Source organism: Mesorhizobium sp. IMUNJ 23033 (assembly GCF_044778005.1).
In the GTDB taxonomy this organism is placed as follows: Bacteria; Pseudomonadota; Alphaproteobacteria; order Rhizobiales; family Rhizobiaceae; genus Mesorhizobium; species Mesorhizobium amorphae_A.
This window is the reverse complement of the sequence record NZ_JBJACT010000001.1, coordinates 693334-709418: the sequence shown is the minus strand read 5'-3', so window position 1 is coordinate 709418 and position 16085 is coordinate 693334. Positions and strand designations below refer to the sequence as shown.

At 62.3% G+C, this 16085-nt stretch carries 16 protein-coding genes; 9 read left to right on the top strand and 7 right to left on the bottom strand.

Annotation, left to right across the window (positions count from 1 at the left end; all coding sequences use genetic code 11):
- Positions 1-191: 191 nt before the first annotated feature.
- The 6 genes from ACFX5Q_RS03350 to ACFX5Q_RS03325 all read right to left on the bottom strand — a co-directional run bounded on the left by ACFX5Q_RS03350 (position 192) and on the right by ACFX5Q_RS03325 (position 5654).
- Positions 192-1475: an AAA family ATPase gene (locus tag ACFX5Q_RS03350; protein WP_404275371.1), complete on the bottom strand. Its 1284-nt coding sequence runs from the start codon at positions 1473-1475 to the stop codon at positions 192-194.
- A 29-nt stretch (positions 1476-1504) separates the two neighbouring features.
- Positions 1505-2245: a CpaD family pilus assembly protein gene (locus ACFX5Q_RS03345; RefSeq protein ID WP_404275333.1), complete on the bottom strand. Its 741-nt coding sequence runs from the start codon at positions 2243-2245 to the stop codon at positions 1505-1507.
- Positions 2246-2259: 14 nt separating this feature from the next.
- Entirely contained in the window at positions 2260-3792 is a 1533-nt protein-coding gene (locus ACFX5Q_RS03340; RefSeq protein WP_404275331.1) for a type II and III secretion system protein family protein, read from the bottom strand.
- Complete coding sequence (gene cpaB, locus ACFX5Q_RS03335) at positions 3789-4601, bottom strand: Flp pilus assembly protein CpaB (protein ID WP_404275329.1); 813 nt, start codon at positions 4599-4601, stop codon at positions 3789-3791. The genes ACFX5Q_RS03340 and cpaB overlap by 4 nt, the downstream gene beginning before the upstream one ends.
- 191 nt (positions 4602-4792) lie before the next feature.
- The gene (locus ACFX5Q_RS03330) at positions 4793-5311 is read right to left on the bottom strand and encodes a prepilin peptidase (RefSeq protein WP_404275326.1); all 519 of its coding nucleotides are present in this window, start codon (positions 5309-5311) and stop codon (positions 4793-4795) included.
- 172 nt (positions 5312-5483) lie between these two features.
- Positions 5484-5654 (bottom strand): Flp family type IVb pilin, encoded by a 171-nt coding sequence (locus tag ACFX5Q_RS03325; RefSeq protein WP_404275325.1) that lies wholly within the window; start codon positions 5652-5654, stop codon positions 5484-5486.
- 355 nt (positions 5655-6009) lie between these two features.
- On the opposite strand from ACFX5Q_RS03325, the gene ACFX5Q_RS03320 reads away from it, so the two are divergent.
- The 3 genes from ACFX5Q_RS03320 (at position 6010) to ACFX5Q_RS03310 (ending at position 7825) form a co-directional block, all read left to right on the top strand.
- On the top strand, positions 6010-6432 hold the full coding sequence (locus ACFX5Q_RS03320) for a pilus assembly protein N-terminal domain-containing protein (RefSeq protein WP_404275323.1): 423 nt from the start codon (positions 6010-6012) through the stop codon (positions 6430-6432).
- A 144-nt stretch (positions 6433-6576) separates the two neighbouring features.
- Entirely contained in the window at positions 6577-7167 is a 591-nt protein-coding gene (locus ACFX5Q_RS03315; protein ID WP_404275321.1) for a TadE/TadG family type IV pilus assembly protein, read from the top strand.
- A 37-nt stretch (positions 7168-7204) separates the two neighbouring features.
- Positions 7205-7825, top strand: a complete 621-nt coding sequence (locus tag ACFX5Q_RS03310; protein WP_404275369.1) for a TadE/TadG family type IV pilus assembly protein — start codon at positions 7205-7207, stop codon at positions 7823-7825.
- Positions 7826-7849: 24 nt separating this feature from the next.
- Here ACFX5Q_RS03310 and ACFX5Q_RS03305 read toward each other — a convergent pair whose 3' ends face one another.
- Complete coding sequence (locus tag ACFX5Q_RS03305; RefSeq protein WP_404275319.1) at positions 7850-8839, bottom strand: phosphate/phosphite/phosphonate ABC transporter substrate-binding protein; 990 nt, start codon at positions 8837-8839, stop codon at positions 7850-7852.
- Between the two features lie 135 nt (positions 8840-8974).
- On the opposite strand from ACFX5Q_RS03305, the gene ACFX5Q_RS03300 reads away from it, so the two are divergent.
- The 6 genes from ACFX5Q_RS03300 to dnaN all read left to right on the top strand — a co-directional run bounded on the left by ACFX5Q_RS03300 (position 8975) and on the right by dnaN (position 16038).
- Positions 8975-10222, top strand: a complete 1248-nt coding sequence (locus tag ACFX5Q_RS03300) for a phosphopentomutase (protein WP_404275317.1) — start codon at positions 8975-8977, stop codon at positions 10220-10222.
- Entirely contained in the window at positions 10206-11096 is an 891-nt protein-coding gene (gene mutM / locus ACFX5Q_RS03295; protein WP_404275316.1) for a bifunctional DNA-formamidopyrimidine glycosylase/DNA-(apurinic or apyrimidinic site) lyase, read from the top strand. Before ACFX5Q_RS03300 ends, mutM begins: the two co-directional genes overlap by 17 nt.
- A gap of 46 nt (positions 11097-11142) precedes the next feature.
- The gene (locus ACFX5Q_RS03290) at positions 11143-11916 is read left to right on the top strand and encodes an enoyl-CoA hydratase (protein WP_404275315.1); all 774 of its coding nucleotides are present in this window, start codon (positions 11143-11145) and stop codon (positions 11914-11916) included.
- 148 nt (positions 11917-12064) lie between these two features.
- The gene (gene rpsT / locus ACFX5Q_RS03285) at positions 12065-12331 is read left to right on the top strand and encodes a 30S ribosomal protein S20 (protein WP_404275314.1); all 267 of its coding nucleotides are present in this window, start codon (positions 12065-12067) and stop codon (positions 12329-12331) included.
- Between the two features lie 844 nt (positions 12332-13175).
- Complete coding sequence (gene dnaA / locus ACFX5Q_RS03280) at positions 13176-14720, top strand: chromosomal replication initiator protein DnaA (RefSeq protein ID WP_040582979.1); 1545 nt, start codon at positions 13176-13178, stop codon at positions 14718-14720.
- Positions 14721-14919: 199 nt separating this feature from the next.
- The gene (gene dnaN / locus ACFX5Q_RS03275) at positions 14920-16038 is read left to right on the top strand and encodes a DNA polymerase III subunit beta (RefSeq protein ID WP_404275312.1); all 1119 of its coding nucleotides are present in this window, start codon (positions 14920-14922) and stop codon (positions 16036-16038) included.
- Positions 16039-16085: the final 47 nt, after the last annotated feature.

Below are 16085 nucleotides of genomic sequence, written 5' to 3'. Positions count from 1 at the left end.
TCGGGCGGGTGGGGCAACGGCGGCACCGGGCTGCGGCGGCGCAGAGGCCGGCCGCGCGAGAACCGCCGTGTCCGCGGGCACGGTCGCAGCCGGCGCCGGTGCCGGCTGACGGAATTCCGGATTGAACCGGTTGCCGTCGTCTGAGCCTCTCTTACCAAACATGATCGACTACCAATTCCGCTGCTTGAGCGTCACTTCTTGTTGCGCGAGAGCTTGCCCAGGAGCATGCCAAGACCTGCCTTCTTCTTGGCCTTGATTTCGCTGCGCCCGGTCAGCACATGGGCGATCTCATTGACCAGGCCGACGATCGGGCTCTTGGCATCCATCTCGCCAAGCATGCGCCCGTTGTTGGCCGCGTTTCCGAACAGGAGCGGGTCGAAAGGGATGACCGCCATCGGCGTGATGCCGAGCGGCTCGGCAAAATCCGACGACCCGATCTCGGGGCGCTTCGGCACGCCTGCCTGGTTGATGATCAGCCTTGGCGGCGGATCGTTCGGTCGAAGCCGTTTCAGCATGTCCACCATGTTCTTGGTGTTGCGCAGATTGGCCAGTTCCGGCGTCGCGGTGATGACGATCTCGTCAGCCTTGATCAGGGTGCTCTTGGCCCATCCCGTCCAGACGTGCGGGACATCGAGCACCAGCAGCGGTGCGCTGCGCTGGGCCGTGTCGATCAGCTGCGAAAAAGCGTCGGGATCGAAATCGTAGACCCGCTCGAGCGTCGACGGCGCCGCCAGCAGCGACAGGTGCTCGGCGCATTGCGCCAGCAAGCGATCCAGATAGACCTCATCGACGCGCTCGGGCGAGAATACGGCTTCGGCGATGCCCTGTGCCGGATCCTGATCGAAATTGATGTTGGCCGTGCCGAAAGCGAGATCGAGATCGGCCACCACCACTTCGGACTTGAACAGCGACGACATCGCCCAGGCGACGTTGTGGGCAATCGTCGAGGAGCCGACGCCGCCCTTGGCACCGATGAAGGCGATCGAACGGCCGATCGGCTCGGCCTCCGGATCGACGAAGATCGACGAAACCACGCTGACGATGTCGGTCATCGACACCGGTGCGATGACATATTCGGAAATACCCGAGCGGATGAGTTCGCGGTAAAGGCCGACATCATTGTAGTGGCCGATCACCACGACCTTCGAGGTCGGGTCGCAATATTCGGAAAGCTGGGCAAGCTGCTCCAGCAGTTGCTTGGGCTCGCTGCGCGATTCAAGCAGGATCAGGTTCGGCGTCGGCGCCGACTGATAGAATTCGATCGCCGTGGCGATGCCTCCCATATGGACCTTCAGATGAGCCTTCGCCATGCGGCGATCCTCACCGGCGAGTTTGACCGGATTGGCGACGCCCTCGGTCTCGCAAAATGCCTGGATCGAGATGCGCGGGACCGGCCGCAGGGCCTGCATCGCGGCAATGTCCTGTTGCGAGGTTTCTGCGCCATCTACGGGAGTGTCATAGGCAAGATTGCTCATCGTCATGCTCTTTCCGTGACTTGCGCCGCTCAGTAGGTCACTTCCGAATTGCCCAGGAACTCGTCCGAAATGCCTCTGCCGCGGTACGTGTCGATCACCGCGCTGCGATTTTCGGCATCAATATCGGAAGACTTGCGCGGGCCGAGCAGATCGGCCGGATTGGCCATCTGGGCGGCCAGGTTGTTCTGATACGAGCAGCCGAAATCGGCATAGTGCTTGTTTTCCGACGTCTGCAGCAGATCGTCGGGCCAGCGTCCGCATTTGTCGGTCTGGGCTTTCACCGAGATGTAGGCGACGCGCACAGGCGCCGACGCTTCGACGGAAACGGACTGATAGGACGTCATCACGATCCGGTTCCGCTTTATGCCGCTGGCGACCGCCAATCTGGCGAAATCGCGTCCCGCTGCGGCCGCCGCGATCTCGTTGGCCGAGCCGACCGGGATTGCGATCGTCAGCGCCGGGGCAGCGCTCCTGTCATAGCCGTCGAGAAAGCCCAGCAGCGTGTCGCGCTGGGACCCGGTCATGCCGCGGTCGCCGGCGCCGACCGGAAGATCGATCTTCTGGTTCTTCTCGGCGATCATGATGGGGTGGTTGGTGCGATAGTCGTCCGGAATGGCGCCGACCGTGACGCTGTCGCGCTTGAGGTTGGCGCAGCCGGCAAGCGATGCGACGAGCAGGACCGCCAGGGCCGGAACGACCGTCCGGTGGATCCGCTTGCGGCCGGACCCTGCGGCGGTGATCATCATGGCCTTCGATGCTGACTGGAACATGTCCGCTTCCCCGCTCACTTGTAGATGAAGCCGACAACGCCGTGGTAGCGGCCGTTGGGCTTGTCGGTCTGCATCGTGCCGTAGACGCGATTGACGCGGCCAAGGAACATGCCGGCGCCATCACTCGGCGCGTTGAAATTGTCGTCCGGCTTGGCGAGGTCGTTGCGCGCCACCGGCCGCGCCAGATAGGGCGTTATGATGATGACCAGTTCGCTTTCATTGCGGACGAAGTCCCGGCTGCGGAAAAGGGCTCCGAGCACCGGAATCTTTGTCAGCCCAGGCAAACCGTTTACCGCTTGCCTGATGTCATCACGGACGAGGCCGGCGATCATCATCGAACCGCCGGAAGGCAGTTCAACCGTGGTATCGGCCAGGCGCTTGCGAAGCGATAGTACATTCATGCCCGGGGCGGACACGCCGCCGGACAGCGATACCGATCCTTCCGTCGTCGGTTCCGAAACCGACGTCCTTACTTTCAGGCTGATGCGCCCGGGCGACAATACGACCGGCTGGAATTCAAGGCCGATGCCATAGTCGATCTTTTCCGTCGTATAGGTAATCGCGCCGCTACTGTCTGGCGCGGATTGACTTTGCACTATGTTGTATTCGCCGCCTACCTTGAAGGTCGCCTTCTCGCCGGAGACGGCGGTCAAGGTTGGCTCGGCCAGCGTTTTCATGACGCCGGCCTGTTCCATGGCGTTGATGTAGGCTTGCAGTGGCGGGTTGGCGCCCGGCCCGCTCGCGAAGTTAAATCCTGAATGCGAAAGCACCTTACCCAGACCGGTGAAGTTGTCACTGATCCCGCGATAGCTGATGCCGTTGCTGCCGCCATTGCCGACCATGTTGACGCCAAGCTGCTTCATCACCGAGCGGCTGACTTCGGCGACGGTCACCTTGAGCGTCACCTGATCATCGCCGATGATCTGCAGCAGGTTGACGATCTTCGAGACGCGGCGCTCGGCGTCCGGATTGTTGATGTCGACACCGCCATTGGCGGAACCGCCGGCGGCGGTCTGTGAATATTGTCCGGTCGTCGCTTCACCGCCGGACACGAAGATGGTTGCCAGGTCGACCGCGCGCTTGGCGTCGAGCGGGGTATCGACGCTTCCGGTCAGAACGACATTGTCGTTGAGCAGTTCGACCTTGATCTCGGACGACGGAATGAACCGCTTGAGATAGTCCTCAAGTCCGGCGACATCGCGCTCGACCGCCAGGTCCAGGCTGACGATCTGCTCGCCATTGGGGCCGAAGACGAAGATGTTGGTCTCCCCGACCGACTTGCCGAACAGATAGATGCGCCGTGCCGTGCGGGTCACCGCATCGGCGACCGCCGGGTTGGCGACGAGGATGTCATAGGCGTCGCTCGGCAGGTCGATGACCACCGATTTGTTGAGGCCAAGCTTGACGCGCTGCGTGGCAACGGACGCCGTCACGCCGGCTGTCCTGTTCGCAGCCTTCGCTTCGACAAGGCCAGGCGCGTTCGTGCCGGCCAGGAACAGGCCGATTGCCACCGCCATCGCGAACGGCAGTTTACCGTTTAGCCTCATTTCCTTGCTCCCACTTCGGAAACTTCGCCCGACTTGATCAACCGCACCGTTCCGCGCCGGCCGTTGCCGGAAACGAGATAGTCAGCCTCGCCCAAATTCTTTTCCTGGCTGTCCGTGATCGAGCGCAGCGCCAGGGTCAGGCGATCCGCCATCTGCTGGGCGACCGTGATGATCTCGGCCTGCTGTGGCGTCAGTTCCAGCGTGGCGGTCTGGCCGACCCTGGTCTTCTTGCCTTCCTCATCTTCCTGGATGGTCTGGTCGATCGCCAGAACGCGGATATTCTTCAGGATGGTCTCGGTGGTGAAACCGCTGCCACCGCTCCCGGTATCGGAGCGGCGGGTCATGATGACGTCGACGAAGTCATTGGGCAGGATGAAGCCGCCCGCGGACGTATCGGCCGATATCGCGGTCGCAACGGCACGCATGCCGGAGGGCAGGATCGACGACATGAAACTCTGCCCCTCGCCGATCAGCTTGGAGCGCCGCAGCGGCTCGCCGGTGAACATCGCGACGCGGGCAACGGAACCCTTCAGCTTCTCGACCGCATCGGGCTCCGCAGCGCGGGTGATGAAATTGGCATTGATGCCGTTGGACGGCCACGACTCCCAGCTGATGTTGTTTTCAAGCGGGGTGCCCATGGCGACATCGCCCGACAGGACAAGCACGTCCTGCAGCGCGATGGCCGGCGCCTGCGGAGAATCGACGATGACCTGGGGCGGCGGAGTCGCCACCATGTTCTTCGCCACATATCCTGCACCACCCGCCGCGGCCACCGCCACGCTCAGAATGATCAGTCGGGATGCTGGCATCTGTCCGAACCCTCGCCTTTGGCAAACCACCTAGCCAGGGGGGACTTTGCAGCCGCAATCGTCAAAACAAGGTTAATGTAATGCTTACGATCGTGATTAATTTAACGTTTACATAAATTAGAACGAACCGCTTCCCGCATACGAAAAAGGCGGCCAGGCCGCCTCTTCGAAAGCGAAATCTGAAAAGATGGCTAAGCCGCCAGCCTTGCCAGCGCCCACACCATCAGCGGCGAGTCCGGATAGGTGAGCAGTCCGCCGATGCCGAGCGCGATGCCATAAGGAACGCCGGACGTCTCGTCGGCGAAATGGCGCAGGAACGGGTTGTGGCCCGTATAGGTGGCGAGCGGCGATTTCCTGTAGACGAGGATGGCGATCGTCAACAGGCCGCCGATGATCGTCGAGGCCACGAGATATTCGACAAGGTGAATGTTGAGCCCCATCCAGACAGCGGTGGCGGCCAGCAGCTTGGCGTCGCCTCCTCCCATGCCGCCGAGCGCGAACAGACCGAAGGTCACGGCCAGCACCAGACCACCGGCGGCGAAATGCCAGCCATAGGTTGCCCAATCCATACCCGTCAGCGGCGCGACCAGGGCAAAGACGGCCACAAGCAGCACCGGCACGCGATTGGCGATTGTCATCGACAATGTGTCGGAGATCGCGGCGAAAAGCATGCAGAACGGAAAGACGACGAAGATCAGGGCTTCAAGCATGGGCGCGGCGCCTGTGGTCAAATGTACCTGGAAGCAGCCTAGGCATGTTCGATTAACGATTGATGAGGCCGGGCCTTCAAAATCGCCACACATCACGGGATGCAGACACTATAAAAATAAAGGGCCGCCAGTGAGGCGGCCCTTGATTGAAAGCAACCAGGTTGCTTCGGTATTACGAACCGTTGATTTCCGCGGCGATGTTCGCGAACTTGGCGTTCAGAGCATTGCCGAGGGCGCCAGCGCCGACCATGATGGCGAGCGCGATGAGAGCAGCGATCAGACCATATTCGATGGCGGTCGCGCCGGATTCGTCCTTCACAAAACGTGCGATCAGGTTAGACATTCGAGAGCTCCTACTCCACGTGTTACAGCACTTCCGTCAACTTCTCTTGCCGGTTGATCGGATGCTGCCAATCTAGGGAGAAGCTCTTTCGATCGGCTTAATAAACACCCTTACCGATTCCTTTCCGGCACCGAACCCGTTGCGTGGTTAACCGTGAGCTAAACGCCGGGAAAGTGGACCGGCAGGCTAGAAAGGGCGGAGATAGGCGCACCTTCAGTATTGCTAAAACAGCGCAGGCTGTAGCGCGCCGTGAGTTCGGCGCACCAATCCTTATCGCGACCAGCCCAGGTTTAACTGTTGGTTCACCAATCTCGTTCATGTTCCGTTGAACAGTTTGCCGCCTTGGAGCGTCCTGATGACCGGGTCGAGATCGTCATTTGCAGTTGTCGCGCTTCTCGCCGCCTCTGCCTTCGTCATGCCGGCCAAGGCCGGATCCGGTATCGAAGTCACGATGAACCAGGCGAAGATCGTCAAGTTGTCGCGCGCCGCCGACACCATCGTCGTCGGCAATCCGGCGATCGCCGACGCCGCCGTTCAGGATGCCTCGACTATCGTTCTGACCGGCAAAGGATTCGGCGTCACCAACCTGGTTGTCCTCGATCAGGACGGCAGCCCGATCATCGACGAACAGGTCACGGTCGTGCGGCAGGACGCGTCTTCGGTCAGAATCTACAGGCGCTCTGAAATCCAGACCATGTCCTGCACGCCCTATTGCGAAAGCTCCTACAAGAGCGACAGCGAGAAGGCCTCGGAAGCCGAGATGAGCGCCGGCCACTGAGCGTCCCGGCTGTCGGCACTTGGCGCCACGGTTAGCGGCCGGTTAAGGCCGTCTCGACGAATTTAGCGGTCATCCAAACCGGGTTTCAATGGGTCTTGGCTAATGTGCCCGCCGACACCGCACAAGCATCGGCAGGAACGGGACATGAGCAGGGATCCGGCACCCGAAGACGGCAATTGCAGCACCAGACGGCCATGGTTCCGCTCCCGTTTCCTTGGCGACAAGCGCGGCAGCACGGCGATAGAATTTGCCATGCTTGCCCTGCCGTTTGCCCTTCTCGTCTTTGCCGTCCTCGAGAGCTGCATCTCGTTTGCCGGACAGGAAGTGATGGCCAACGCCACGGACGATGTCGCCCGCCAGTTGCGCACCGGCCAATTGAGGCCGGCCGACGTAGCCGGGACCAAGTTGCGGGACCTCATCTGCAGCAGGCTTGAGATCATGGTCGCCAAGACCTGCCCGGGACTGCTGGTGGATCTGCGCGAATATCCGACCTTTGCCGACGCCGCCAAGGCGAGCTTCAAGATCGTGGACGACGTGATCGTGCTGAAGAACGGCACGAATGCGACGAGCTTCGCCATCACTCCCGGCCTGGCGGAATCGAAGAACATGCTGCGGGTTTTCTACAAATGGCCTGTCATGACCGATTTCATGGCCAAGTCGATGGCCAATTTCAAAGACGGCACCACGCTGCATTTCGCATCGGTGACCTGGCAGAACGAGCCGTTCGACAACTGAGATTGCAGGCTTGCTTTGGCAAAACGGGGGTAAAGGCATGTTTCGTGCGGGGGCACACCGGGGGATTTCAGCAGTCTGGACGAGAGCGATGCGGTTCTGCGCTGATCGCCGCGGCGTCGCGGCCATCGAGTTCGCCTTCATCGTGCCTGTCCTGCTCGTCATGTATTTCGTGACCATGGAGGCTTCGCAGGCCATCGAGACCAGCAAGAAGGTCAGTCGCATCGGCAGCATGGTGGCGGATCTCGTCACGCAGCAGAATACGATCACCAAAGCGGATCTCGATGCGATCATGCAGATCGGCACATCGACCTTGCAGCCCTATAACCGCTCGACCCCGAAGATCGTCATCACGGCGATAGAGGTCACGAGCGATGCTGCCCCGAAAGTGCAGGTCGTGTGGTCGCGCAAGCTCACCGATGGCACCGCGGCCGTCGATGCCGTCAAGGGCACCACCACCACGGTTCCAGCCACGCTGAAGGTTGCAGGCACTTTTCTTATTCGTGTCGAAAGCGATCTTGCCTACGAGCCGGTCATCACCTGGTCCGCGGACGGTCAGCAACGTCTTGGGTTGACCTCGGCCTTCAACAAGATATCGATGGGCGAGACCTATTACCTGCGCCCCCGCCGCAGCACGACGATCCCCTGCGGCGACTGCTGAGTGGGCGCGGTCGGGCGCCAAGGATCATTGCTGGCCGTTCTTGCCTGACACAAACTGGACGATGGCCGCAGCCATCGCATAGTCCTTCGAAGAGGCGACGGCGAACCCGCCGGAGTGCGCCGCCTCCAGCAGATCGTAGACATCAGGCGTCATCGACTTGAGGTTGGTGAGGAAAACGGTGAGCCGGCGCTTGGCCTCGGGGTCGAGGTCGCTGCGGACGGCATGCGGGCCGTATCTGAGCAAGCCGGACGTCCATACGACCTGAAGTTCCGTCTTCGAAAGACCCGCCGCCTCAAGCCTGGCCACTGTGCCGCCTGGGTCAGCCAGTTGGCCGTCCGGGACCGCCGATTGGCCGTCCGGGGTCGCGGGCTGGCCGTCCGCCATAGCTTCCACCCAACCGAACAGGGCATCGGCCTGGCCGTCGATGAGCATCGTTTCGGCCGCGGCGGCCGAGGCGGCGCGCATCAGATATGGCGCATCCTCGCTGAGCTCGACGCCATCCGCCTTGAGCCCGGCTAACGGCAACAGAGAACCGCCGATGCTGGCGAAAGGCGCGATCGCGATCCGGTGCGTCGCCATGGCGGCAAGATCCGGAACCTTGCCGTCGCGCGTCACGAGGACGGAGCGGATGCCGATGGCGCCGTCTGCATCGACCGGCGCCACGAGAGGTTCGACGCAGCCGCAGCGTTGCTGGGCGGTGGCGTAGGCCGTCGCCGAATAGACCGCGTATTCGATCCGGCCGCTTGCCTGCGCCTCGATCAGCGCCGCGTAGTCGCGGGCGACGACAAATTCCACCTTCATGCCGAGCGCCTTGGTATAGGCGTCCGTCAGCAGCGCCAGGCCCGGAACGGTGTTGCCGGCCCCGGGTTCGGCGACGATGCCGATGCGGAACGTGCCGATGTCGTCGCGCCAGTCGGCACGCGCCGCGTTCGGCCATGATGCGGCAAGCAACGCAAACGCGGCCGCGCATGCCCTCAAGGCGGGCCTCGCCGAAAATGCGCCACCATGTCTCATCCCTGCCCTGCCCGCTCGGCATCCGGTCTCGCCCCGACTATCGCGTCCAAGCCGTTGCCGTTTGGTTTCCGAATTGCCAATGGCGATGTGGAACCCTATGTCTGGGACCGCAGACAGGCAACACGATCCCATTCGATGGCACGCGCTTTCCTCTTCGTTCTCGATTCCTTCGGCATCGGCGGCGCCGCCGATGCCGAAGGCTATGGCGATGCCGGCGCCGATACGTTCGGACACATCGCCCTGGCCTGCGCGCAGGGCCGCGCGGATCGCGAAGGCCTGCGCAAGGGGCCGTTCGCGGTGCCGAACATGGTCTCGCTCGGGCTTGCCCGCGCGGCGGAAACCGCGACCGGTTTTCGGTTCGACGGCAGCAAGATCCCGCTTGCCACGGCCATTCATGGCGCGGCGCAGGAGGTCTCGAGCGGCAAGGACACGCCCTCGGGTCATTGGGAAATCGCCGGCCTGCCGGTGCGCTTCGACTGGGGCCATTTTCCTCAGACGGTGCCGGCTTTTCCGGCTGCCCTGACCGAGGCGATGATCAGGGAAGGAAAGGTGCCCGGCATTCTGGGCGATTGCCATGCGGCGGGAATCGAAATCATCGAGCGGTTCGGCGAGGAGCATATCCGCTCCGGCAAGCCGATCTGCTACACTTCGGTCGACTCCGTCCTGCAGATCGCTGCGCACGAAGCGCATTTCGGACTGGAGCGGCTCTACGAGTTCTGCAAGACCGTGCGCGGGCTGGTCGATCCGCTGAACATCGGCCGGGTGATCGCACGGCCTTTTGTCGGGGAAACCGTCGCTACCTTCGAGCGCACCTACAACCGCCGCGACTATGCGGTGCCGCCGCCGGAACCAACGCTGCTCGACCGGCTGACGCAACGCGGAAGCAAGGTCATCGCGGTCGGCAAGATCGGCGACATCTTCGCGCATCGCGGCATCTCCGAAGTGCGCAAGGCCGCCGGCAACATGGCGATGTTCGACAAGGCGCTGGGTGCGATGGACGACGCTGGCGACGGTGATCTGGTGTTTGCCAATTTCGTCGATTTCGACACCGAGTTCGGTCATCGCCGCGACGTCGCCGGCTATGCGGCCGCACTCGAAGCCTTCGACCTTCGCCTGCCCGAGGCGCTTGCCAAACTGAAACAGGGCGACCTGCTCATCCTCACCGCCGACCACGGCAACGACCCGACATGGCGCGGCACCGACCACACGCGCGAACGCATTCCGGTGATCGGCGTCGGACAGGGGCTCACAGGGGGCGATATCGGGCTCAGAACGACCTTCGCCGACATTGGCGAAACCGTCGCCGAACATCTCGGGCTGGCGCGTGGCCGTCACGGCACTTCTTTCTATGCGACGATAGGCGGCCATGCCCGAATTGCCTGAAGTCGAAACGGTCCGGCGCGGCCTGCAACCGGTTCTGGAAGGCGCCCGCCTCGTCCGCGTCGAGGCACGCCGGCCCGATCTCAGGTTCCCGTTTCCCAGGGATTTCTCCGCGCGGCTGACCGGCAAGACCATCACCGCCCTCGGCCGGCGGGCCAAATATCTCACCATGCATATCGATGGTGGGCCGGTGCTGATCTGCCATCTCGGCATGTCGGGTTCGTTCCGCATCGAGACATCAGATGGCAGCGATATCCCGGGTGTATTCCACCACGAGCGTTCGAAAAGCGCTGCGCACGATCATGTCGTGTTCGATGTGGCCTCCGCCGAAGGCGCCCGCTCGCGCGTGATCTTCAACGACCCGCGCCGCTTCGGCTTCATGCTGTTTGCCGAAGGGACGCCCGACACGCATCCGATGCTGGCCGGGCTGGGCGTCGAGCCGACCGGCAATACGCTGGACGGCGTTCTGCTCGCCTCGCTGCTCGAAGGCCGCCGATCGCCGTTGAAGGCCGCGCTTCTCGACCAGCGGCTGATCGCAGGACTTGGCAATATCTATGTGTCGGAGGCGCTGTGGCGCGCTGGCCTGTCGCCGCTGCGTGAATCTGGCACGATCGCCAAGGCTGGAAAGAAGGCGGCGGGGCAGAGCGAACGCCTGGCCGGGGCGATCCGTTCAGTCATCGCCGATGCAATCGCCGCCGGCGGATCGTCGCTGCGCGACTATGTGCAGACGGACGGCTCGCTGGGCTATTTCCAGCATTCCTTCGCGGTCTACGACCGGGAAGGCGAACCATGCTCAACGCCCGGCTGCGGCGGCCAAATCGAGCGCATCGTGCAAAGCGGGCGCTCGACCTTCTATTGCCGGACCTGTCAGCGGTAAGCTAGGACCAGTCGACATCTATCGGCCGGAACGAGGAGGCGAAGCCATGGCCTATGAAACCATCATCGTGGAAACGCGCGGCAAGGTCGGGCTGATCACGCTGAACCGACCCAAGGCGCTCAACGCGCTGAACTCCCAGGTCATGGCGGAGGTGGTGGCGGCTGTGAACGGGTTCGGCACCGATGCCGCGATCGGCGCGGTGGTCATCACCGGTTCCGAGAAGGCCTTCGCGGCCGGCGCCGACATCAAGGAAATGCAGGCGATCGCCTTTGTCGACGCCTATGTGCAGGACTTCTTCGTCGGCTGGGAGGAGCTTACGCGCACGCGAAAGCCTGTCATCGCCGCGGTCGCCGGTTATGCGCTTGGCGGCGGTTGCGAACTGGCAATGATGTGCGATTTCATCATCGCGGCCGACAATGCGAAGTTCGGCCAGCCCGAGATCACGCTCGGCGTCATGCCCGGCATGGGCGGATCGCAGCGGCTGACCCGCTTCGTCGGCAAGTCGAAGGCCATGGACATGTGCCTGACCGGGCGGATGATGGATGCGGCGGAGGCCGAACGCTGCGGCCTGGTATCGCGGGTGGTGCCCGCCGGCAACCTTGTCGAGGAAGCGTTGAAGGCGGCGGGCAAGATCGCCGAGTTTTCGCTGCCGTCGGTGATGATGACCAAGGAGGCGGTCAACCGCGCCTATGAGACGACCCTTGCCGAAGGGCTTCGCTTCGAACGGCGCCTGTTTCACTCGCTGTTTGCGCTGGACGACCAGAAGGAAGGCATGGCCGCCTTTGCCGAGAAGCGGAAGCCGAATTTCACCAACCGCTAAGCGGGGTCAAAAAGAAGGCCAAGCGGCGTTGACGCGCCGGAAAAGCTGAACTATAAGCCGCTCCAACCGAGGCGGCCTTTGGCTGCCCGTTTGTTTTTTGCGCCCTGCGGCAGCCCGCATGCGCCCACCAGATCAGAAGAGAGGCATCATGGCCAATACCTCCTCGGCCAAAAAGGCAACGCGCAAGATCGTCCGCCGCGCAGCGATCAACAAGAACCGCCGCTCGCGTGTGCGCACCTATGTCCGCCAGGTCGAAGAGGCGCTGGCCGCCGGCGACAAGACCGCAGCACTTGCCGCGTTCAAGGCCGCCGAGCCGGAATTGATGCGCGCCGCGACCAAGGGCGTGCTGCACAAGAACACGGCATCCCGCAAAGTGTCGCGCCTGGCCCACCGCCTCAAGGTGCTGTCGGCCTAATATTACATTTAACTAAACTTGGCTTGTTCAAACCCGGCGCATCGCGCCGGGTTTTTTCGTTTGCCGGCAAGTACTTAAAAAGAACGCCCGCAAAGCGCGTCTGGCCTGGATTTCAAAGTCCGGAATGGTTTGCCGGCATATACATGCGCGCTGATACCCGGTTATGCCGAAAGTGGCAGGGTCGGCAATTTGGGCTGACACAAATTCCATATATTTTTCAGAGACTTGCAGATGGTGATCCACAGCTTGTTCACATCGCGTCCGGGCGATGGGGGACAAGTTGCTGTCAAGAGAATTATTTCAGAAAATTTCGCGTCGGGTGGCCGTTTTCATATTCGCGGGAAAAGGGTTTGAATCACAATGGCTTTATCAAAATGTGCCGTTGCGGCATCTGCTCCGAACCCGTCTCCGCTAACCAGATTCGTTAAAAATTGGTTAGTCGTGGCCTTGCCCTATCCACAGCGATTTCGGTAATGTCCCTCCATCGAAGGGACGGGCTCTTGGCTCTCAACCCAGCCTGAATTGGCCAGCACAAAATGGCAGAATTCATGACGTGGATCAATTCCGCGAACGGGTTCGATTTGTCTTTTCGAGGCGGTAGGGGACTGGCGTAACTGTACATGGCAGGTCGATGGCGCCGGCGTTTTCGCCGGATGGCATTGTATTGCCCTGGTGTCGAGACGGCCCGGCTTGCGAGAGCCGGCACCGGTCCCTTTGTGACGAGGCGACATTCACCTGCCGGCGGCGGCGGTGGTGTCGCAGCGAAGATACGGTCGCCGGAAACATGGATGCAGGAGGCGCATCCCCGGCGGAAAAAGGGTACAAAAGGACAAGGAACTCGATCATGCAGAGCGGCATCGAAAGGGAGCTAACGAGCGAACTCCCATTCCCAGCAACATTTGTCGGAGGGGACAGCATGGCGGCTTCCAGCGACGCGGAACAGAAGTTCGAGCGCGTCAAGACCCAGCTGAAGGCACGTCTCGGAGTCGAGGTCTATTCAAGCTGGTTCGGTCGCATGAAGGTTGCCGAAGCATCCCGTGGCATTGTGCGCATCTCCGTGCCGACGGCCTTCCTGCGGTCCTGGATCAACGGCCATTATCTCGACCTTATCGCGGAGCTGTGGAAGCACGAGGATCCCGAAATCCTCAAGATCGAGATCGTCGTGCGCACCGCCACGCGCCAGGGACGCAACGGCGTCGAGCCGGAGGCTGTTCCGGCGCGCAAGATGACCAGGCAGACGCAGACGACGCTGGCAGCCGGCACTGCGGGGCCCGGCAGGGTGGAACGGGCGCCGGCGCCGCGCCAGGGCACGCCCATCGAAGCAGAATACCGGCACAATGTGCTGGGTTCCCCGCTCGACCCACGCTACACTTTCGGCTCCTTCATCGAAGGTCCGTCGAACCGGGTGGCCTTTGCCGCCGCCAAGGCTGTTGCGGAATCGCAGTCGAGCGCGGTGCGTTTCAATCCGCTCTTCCTTCATGCAACGGTCGGGCTCGGCAAGACACACCTTTTGCAGGCGATCGCGGCCGAATCCCTGCGGCACAATCCGAAGTCGCGCGTCGTCTATTTGACGGCCGAGTATTTCATGTGGCGCTTCGCCACCGCCATCCGCGACAACAACGCGTTGACGCTGAAGGAACAGCTGCGCGACATCGACCTCCTGATCATCGACGACATGCAGTTCCTGCAGGGCAAGTCGATCCAGCATGAATTCTGCCATCTGATCAACATGCTGCTCGACAGCGCCAAGCAGGTGGTGGTTGCCGCCGACCGGCCGCCGTCGGAGCTGGAATCGCTGGAGCCCCGCGTGCGCTCCCGTCTCAATGGCGGCGTTGCGCTCGAAATGTCGGCGCCCGACTTCGCCATGCGGATCGGCATGCTCAAGCTGCGCCTTGCCACCGCCAAGGTCGATGACGCCTCGCTCGACATTTCGGAGGAGATCCTCAACCATGTCGCCCGCACGGTGACCGGCAGCGGGCGCGAACTCGAAGGCGCCTTCAACCAGCTGTTGTTCCGCCAATCCTTCGAGCCGCAGATCAGCATCGACCGCATCGACGAGATCCTCGGCCATATCTATCGTTCGGGCGAGCCGAAGCGGGTGCGCATCGAGGACATCCAGCGCATCGTGGCGCGCCACTACAACGTGTCGAAGACCGAGCTTCTGTCCAATCGGCGCACGCGCACCATCGTCAAGCCGCGGCAGGTCGCCATGTACCTGTCAAAGGTGATGACGCCGCGTTCGCTGCCGGAGATCGGGCGGCGTTTCGGTGGGCGCGACCACACCACGGTGCTGCATGCGGTGCGCAAGATCGAGGATCTTTCCGGCAACGACAACACGCTGGCGCAGGAACTGGAACTGCTGAGAAGGCTGATCAACGACCAGGCCTGATCGGGTGGGAAAGGCCGGCTGGCGCGCCGTGCCGGCTTTATCCCCAGAAAGCCCGCGTAACCGGCCTGAACCGGTGGCGCGGGCTTGCGTTTGCAGGCTTTTTCCTGTCAGCTTACGCAGATTCTGAGCCTGTTCAGACCTTTCGCGGGGCGCCGCCAGCCGGAGACCCGCTCATCCATTCAAGCGAGCCTGTTTCGTCATGCGTGTTATCCTGGAACGGTCAAATCTCCTGAAGTCGCTCAACCACGTTCACCGCGTGGTCGAACGACGCAACACCATACCGATCCTGTCCAACGTGCTGCTCAGCGCCGAAGGCGCCAGCCTTGAAATGAAGGCGACCGACCTCGACCTCGAGGTGACCGAAGCCACGCCCGCCAAGGTCGAGCGCGGCGGGGCGACGACGGTTCCGGCGCATCTGCTCTATGACATCGTGCGCAAGCTCGCCGAAGGGGCGGAGGTGATGCTGAAAACCGACGAGGACGGCAACGCCATGACGGTGACGTCGGGCCGTTCGAGCTTCCGCCTGCAATGCCTGCCGCAGTCCGATTTCCCGGAACTCTCGGCCGGCTCCTTCTCGCATATCTTCCGGCTCGATTCGGTCGGTTTGAAGGGCTTGATCGAGAAGACGCAGTTCGCCATCTCGACCGAAGAGACGCGCTACTATCTGAACGGCATCTACCTGCACACGCATGAGGCCGGCGGCAAGCTGAAGCTGCGCTCGGTCGCCACCGACGGCCATCGCCTGGCGCGCGCCGAGATCGACGCGCCGGCAGGCTCCGAGGGTATGCCCGGCATCATCATCCCGCGCAAGACGGTCAGCGAGTTGCAGAAGCTGGTCGACGATCCGGATGTCGCCGTGACCACCGAATTGTCGGATACCAAGATCCGCTTCACCATCGGCAGCGTCGTTTTGACCTCGAAGCTGATCGACGGCACCTTCCCCGACTACCAGCGCGTCATTCCGACCGGCAATGACAAGAAGCTGATCATCGACCGCCAGACCTTCGCCGCCGCCGTCGATCGCGTCTCGACCATTTCGTCCGAGCGTGGCCGGGCGGTGAAGCTTTCGATCACCGAAGGCCAAGTCACGCTTGCCGTCAACAATCCGGATTCGGGCAGCGCCACCGAGGAACTGGCGGCCGACTATTCGTCCGATCCGATCGAGATCGGCTTCAACGCCAAATATCTGCTCGACGTAGCCGCGCAATTGACCGGTACGGAAGCGAAATTCATGCTGGCGGATGCCGGATCGCCGACGCTGATCCACGACATGGCCGACGAAACCGCGCTTTACGTGCTGATGCCGATGCGGGTGTAGGCCCGAACGAGGCCTATGCGAGAAATCACCCTTCTTCGTCGTGCCGG

Bases quoted from the DNA above. Each gene is read 5' to 3' on its own strand.
- ACFX5Q_RS03350 (WP_404275371.1), bottom strand. From the start codon at position 1,475: ATGAGCAATCTTGCCTATGACACTCCCGTAGATGGCGCAGAAACCTCG.
- ACFX5Q_RS03345 (WP_404275333.1), bottom strand. From the start codon at position 2,245: ATGTTCCAGTCAGCATCGAAGGCCATGATGATCACCGCCGCAGGGTCC.
- ACFX5Q_RS03340 (WP_404275331.1), bottom strand. From the start codon at position 3,792: ATGAGGCTAAACGGTAAACTGCCGTTCGCGATGGCGGTGGCAATCGGC.
- cpaB (WP_404275329.1), bottom strand. From the start codon at position 4,601: ATGCCAGCATCCCGACTGATCATTCTGAGCGTGGCGGTGGCCGCGGCG.
- ACFX5Q_RS03330 (WP_404275326.1), bottom strand. From the start codon at position 5,311: ATGCTTGAAGCCCTGATCTTCGTCGTCTTTCCGTTCTGCATGCTTTTC.
- ACFX5Q_RS03325 (WP_404275325.1), bottom strand. From the start codon at position 5,654: ATGTCTAACCTGATCGCACGTTTTGTGAAGGACGAATCCGGCGCGACC.
- ACFX5Q_RS03320 (WP_404275323.1), top strand. From the start codon at position 6,010: ATGACCGGGTCGAGATCGTCATTTGCAGTTGTCGCGCTTCTCGCCGCC.
- ACFX5Q_RS03315 (WP_404275321.1), top strand. From the start codon at position 6,577: ATGAGCAGGGATCCGGCACCCGAAGACGGCAATTGCAGCACCAGACGG.
- ACFX5Q_RS03310 (WP_404275369.1), top strand. From the start codon at position 7,205: ATGTTTCGTGCGGGGGCACACCGGGGGATTTCAGCAGTCTGGACGAGA.
- ACFX5Q_RS03305 (WP_404275319.1), bottom strand. From the start codon at position 8,839: ATGAGACATGGTGGCGCATTTTCGGCGAGGCCCGCCTTGAGGGCATGC.
- ACFX5Q_RS03300 (WP_404275317.1), top strand. From the start codon at position 8,975: ATGGCACGCGCTTTCCTCTTCGTTCTCGATTCCTTCGGCATCGGCGGC.
- mutM (WP_404275316.1), top strand. From the start codon at position 10,206: ATGCCCGAATTGCCTGAAGTCGAAACGGTCCGGCGCGGCCTGCAACCG.
- ACFX5Q_RS03290 (WP_404275315.1), top strand. From the start codon at position 11,143: ATGGCCTATGAAACCATCATCGTGGAAACGCGCGGCAAGGTCGGGCTG.
- rpsT (WP_404275314.1), top strand. From the start codon at position 12,065: ATGGCCAATACCTCCTCGGCCAAAAAGGCAACGCGCAAGATCGTCCGC.
- dnaA (WP_040582979.1), top strand. From the start codon at position 13,176: ATGCAGAGCGGCATCGAAAGGGAGCTAACGAGCGAACTCCCATTCCCA.
- dnaN (WP_404275312.1), top strand. From the start codon at position 14,920: ATGCGTGTTATCCTGGAACGGTCAAATCTCCTGAAGTCGCTCAACCAC.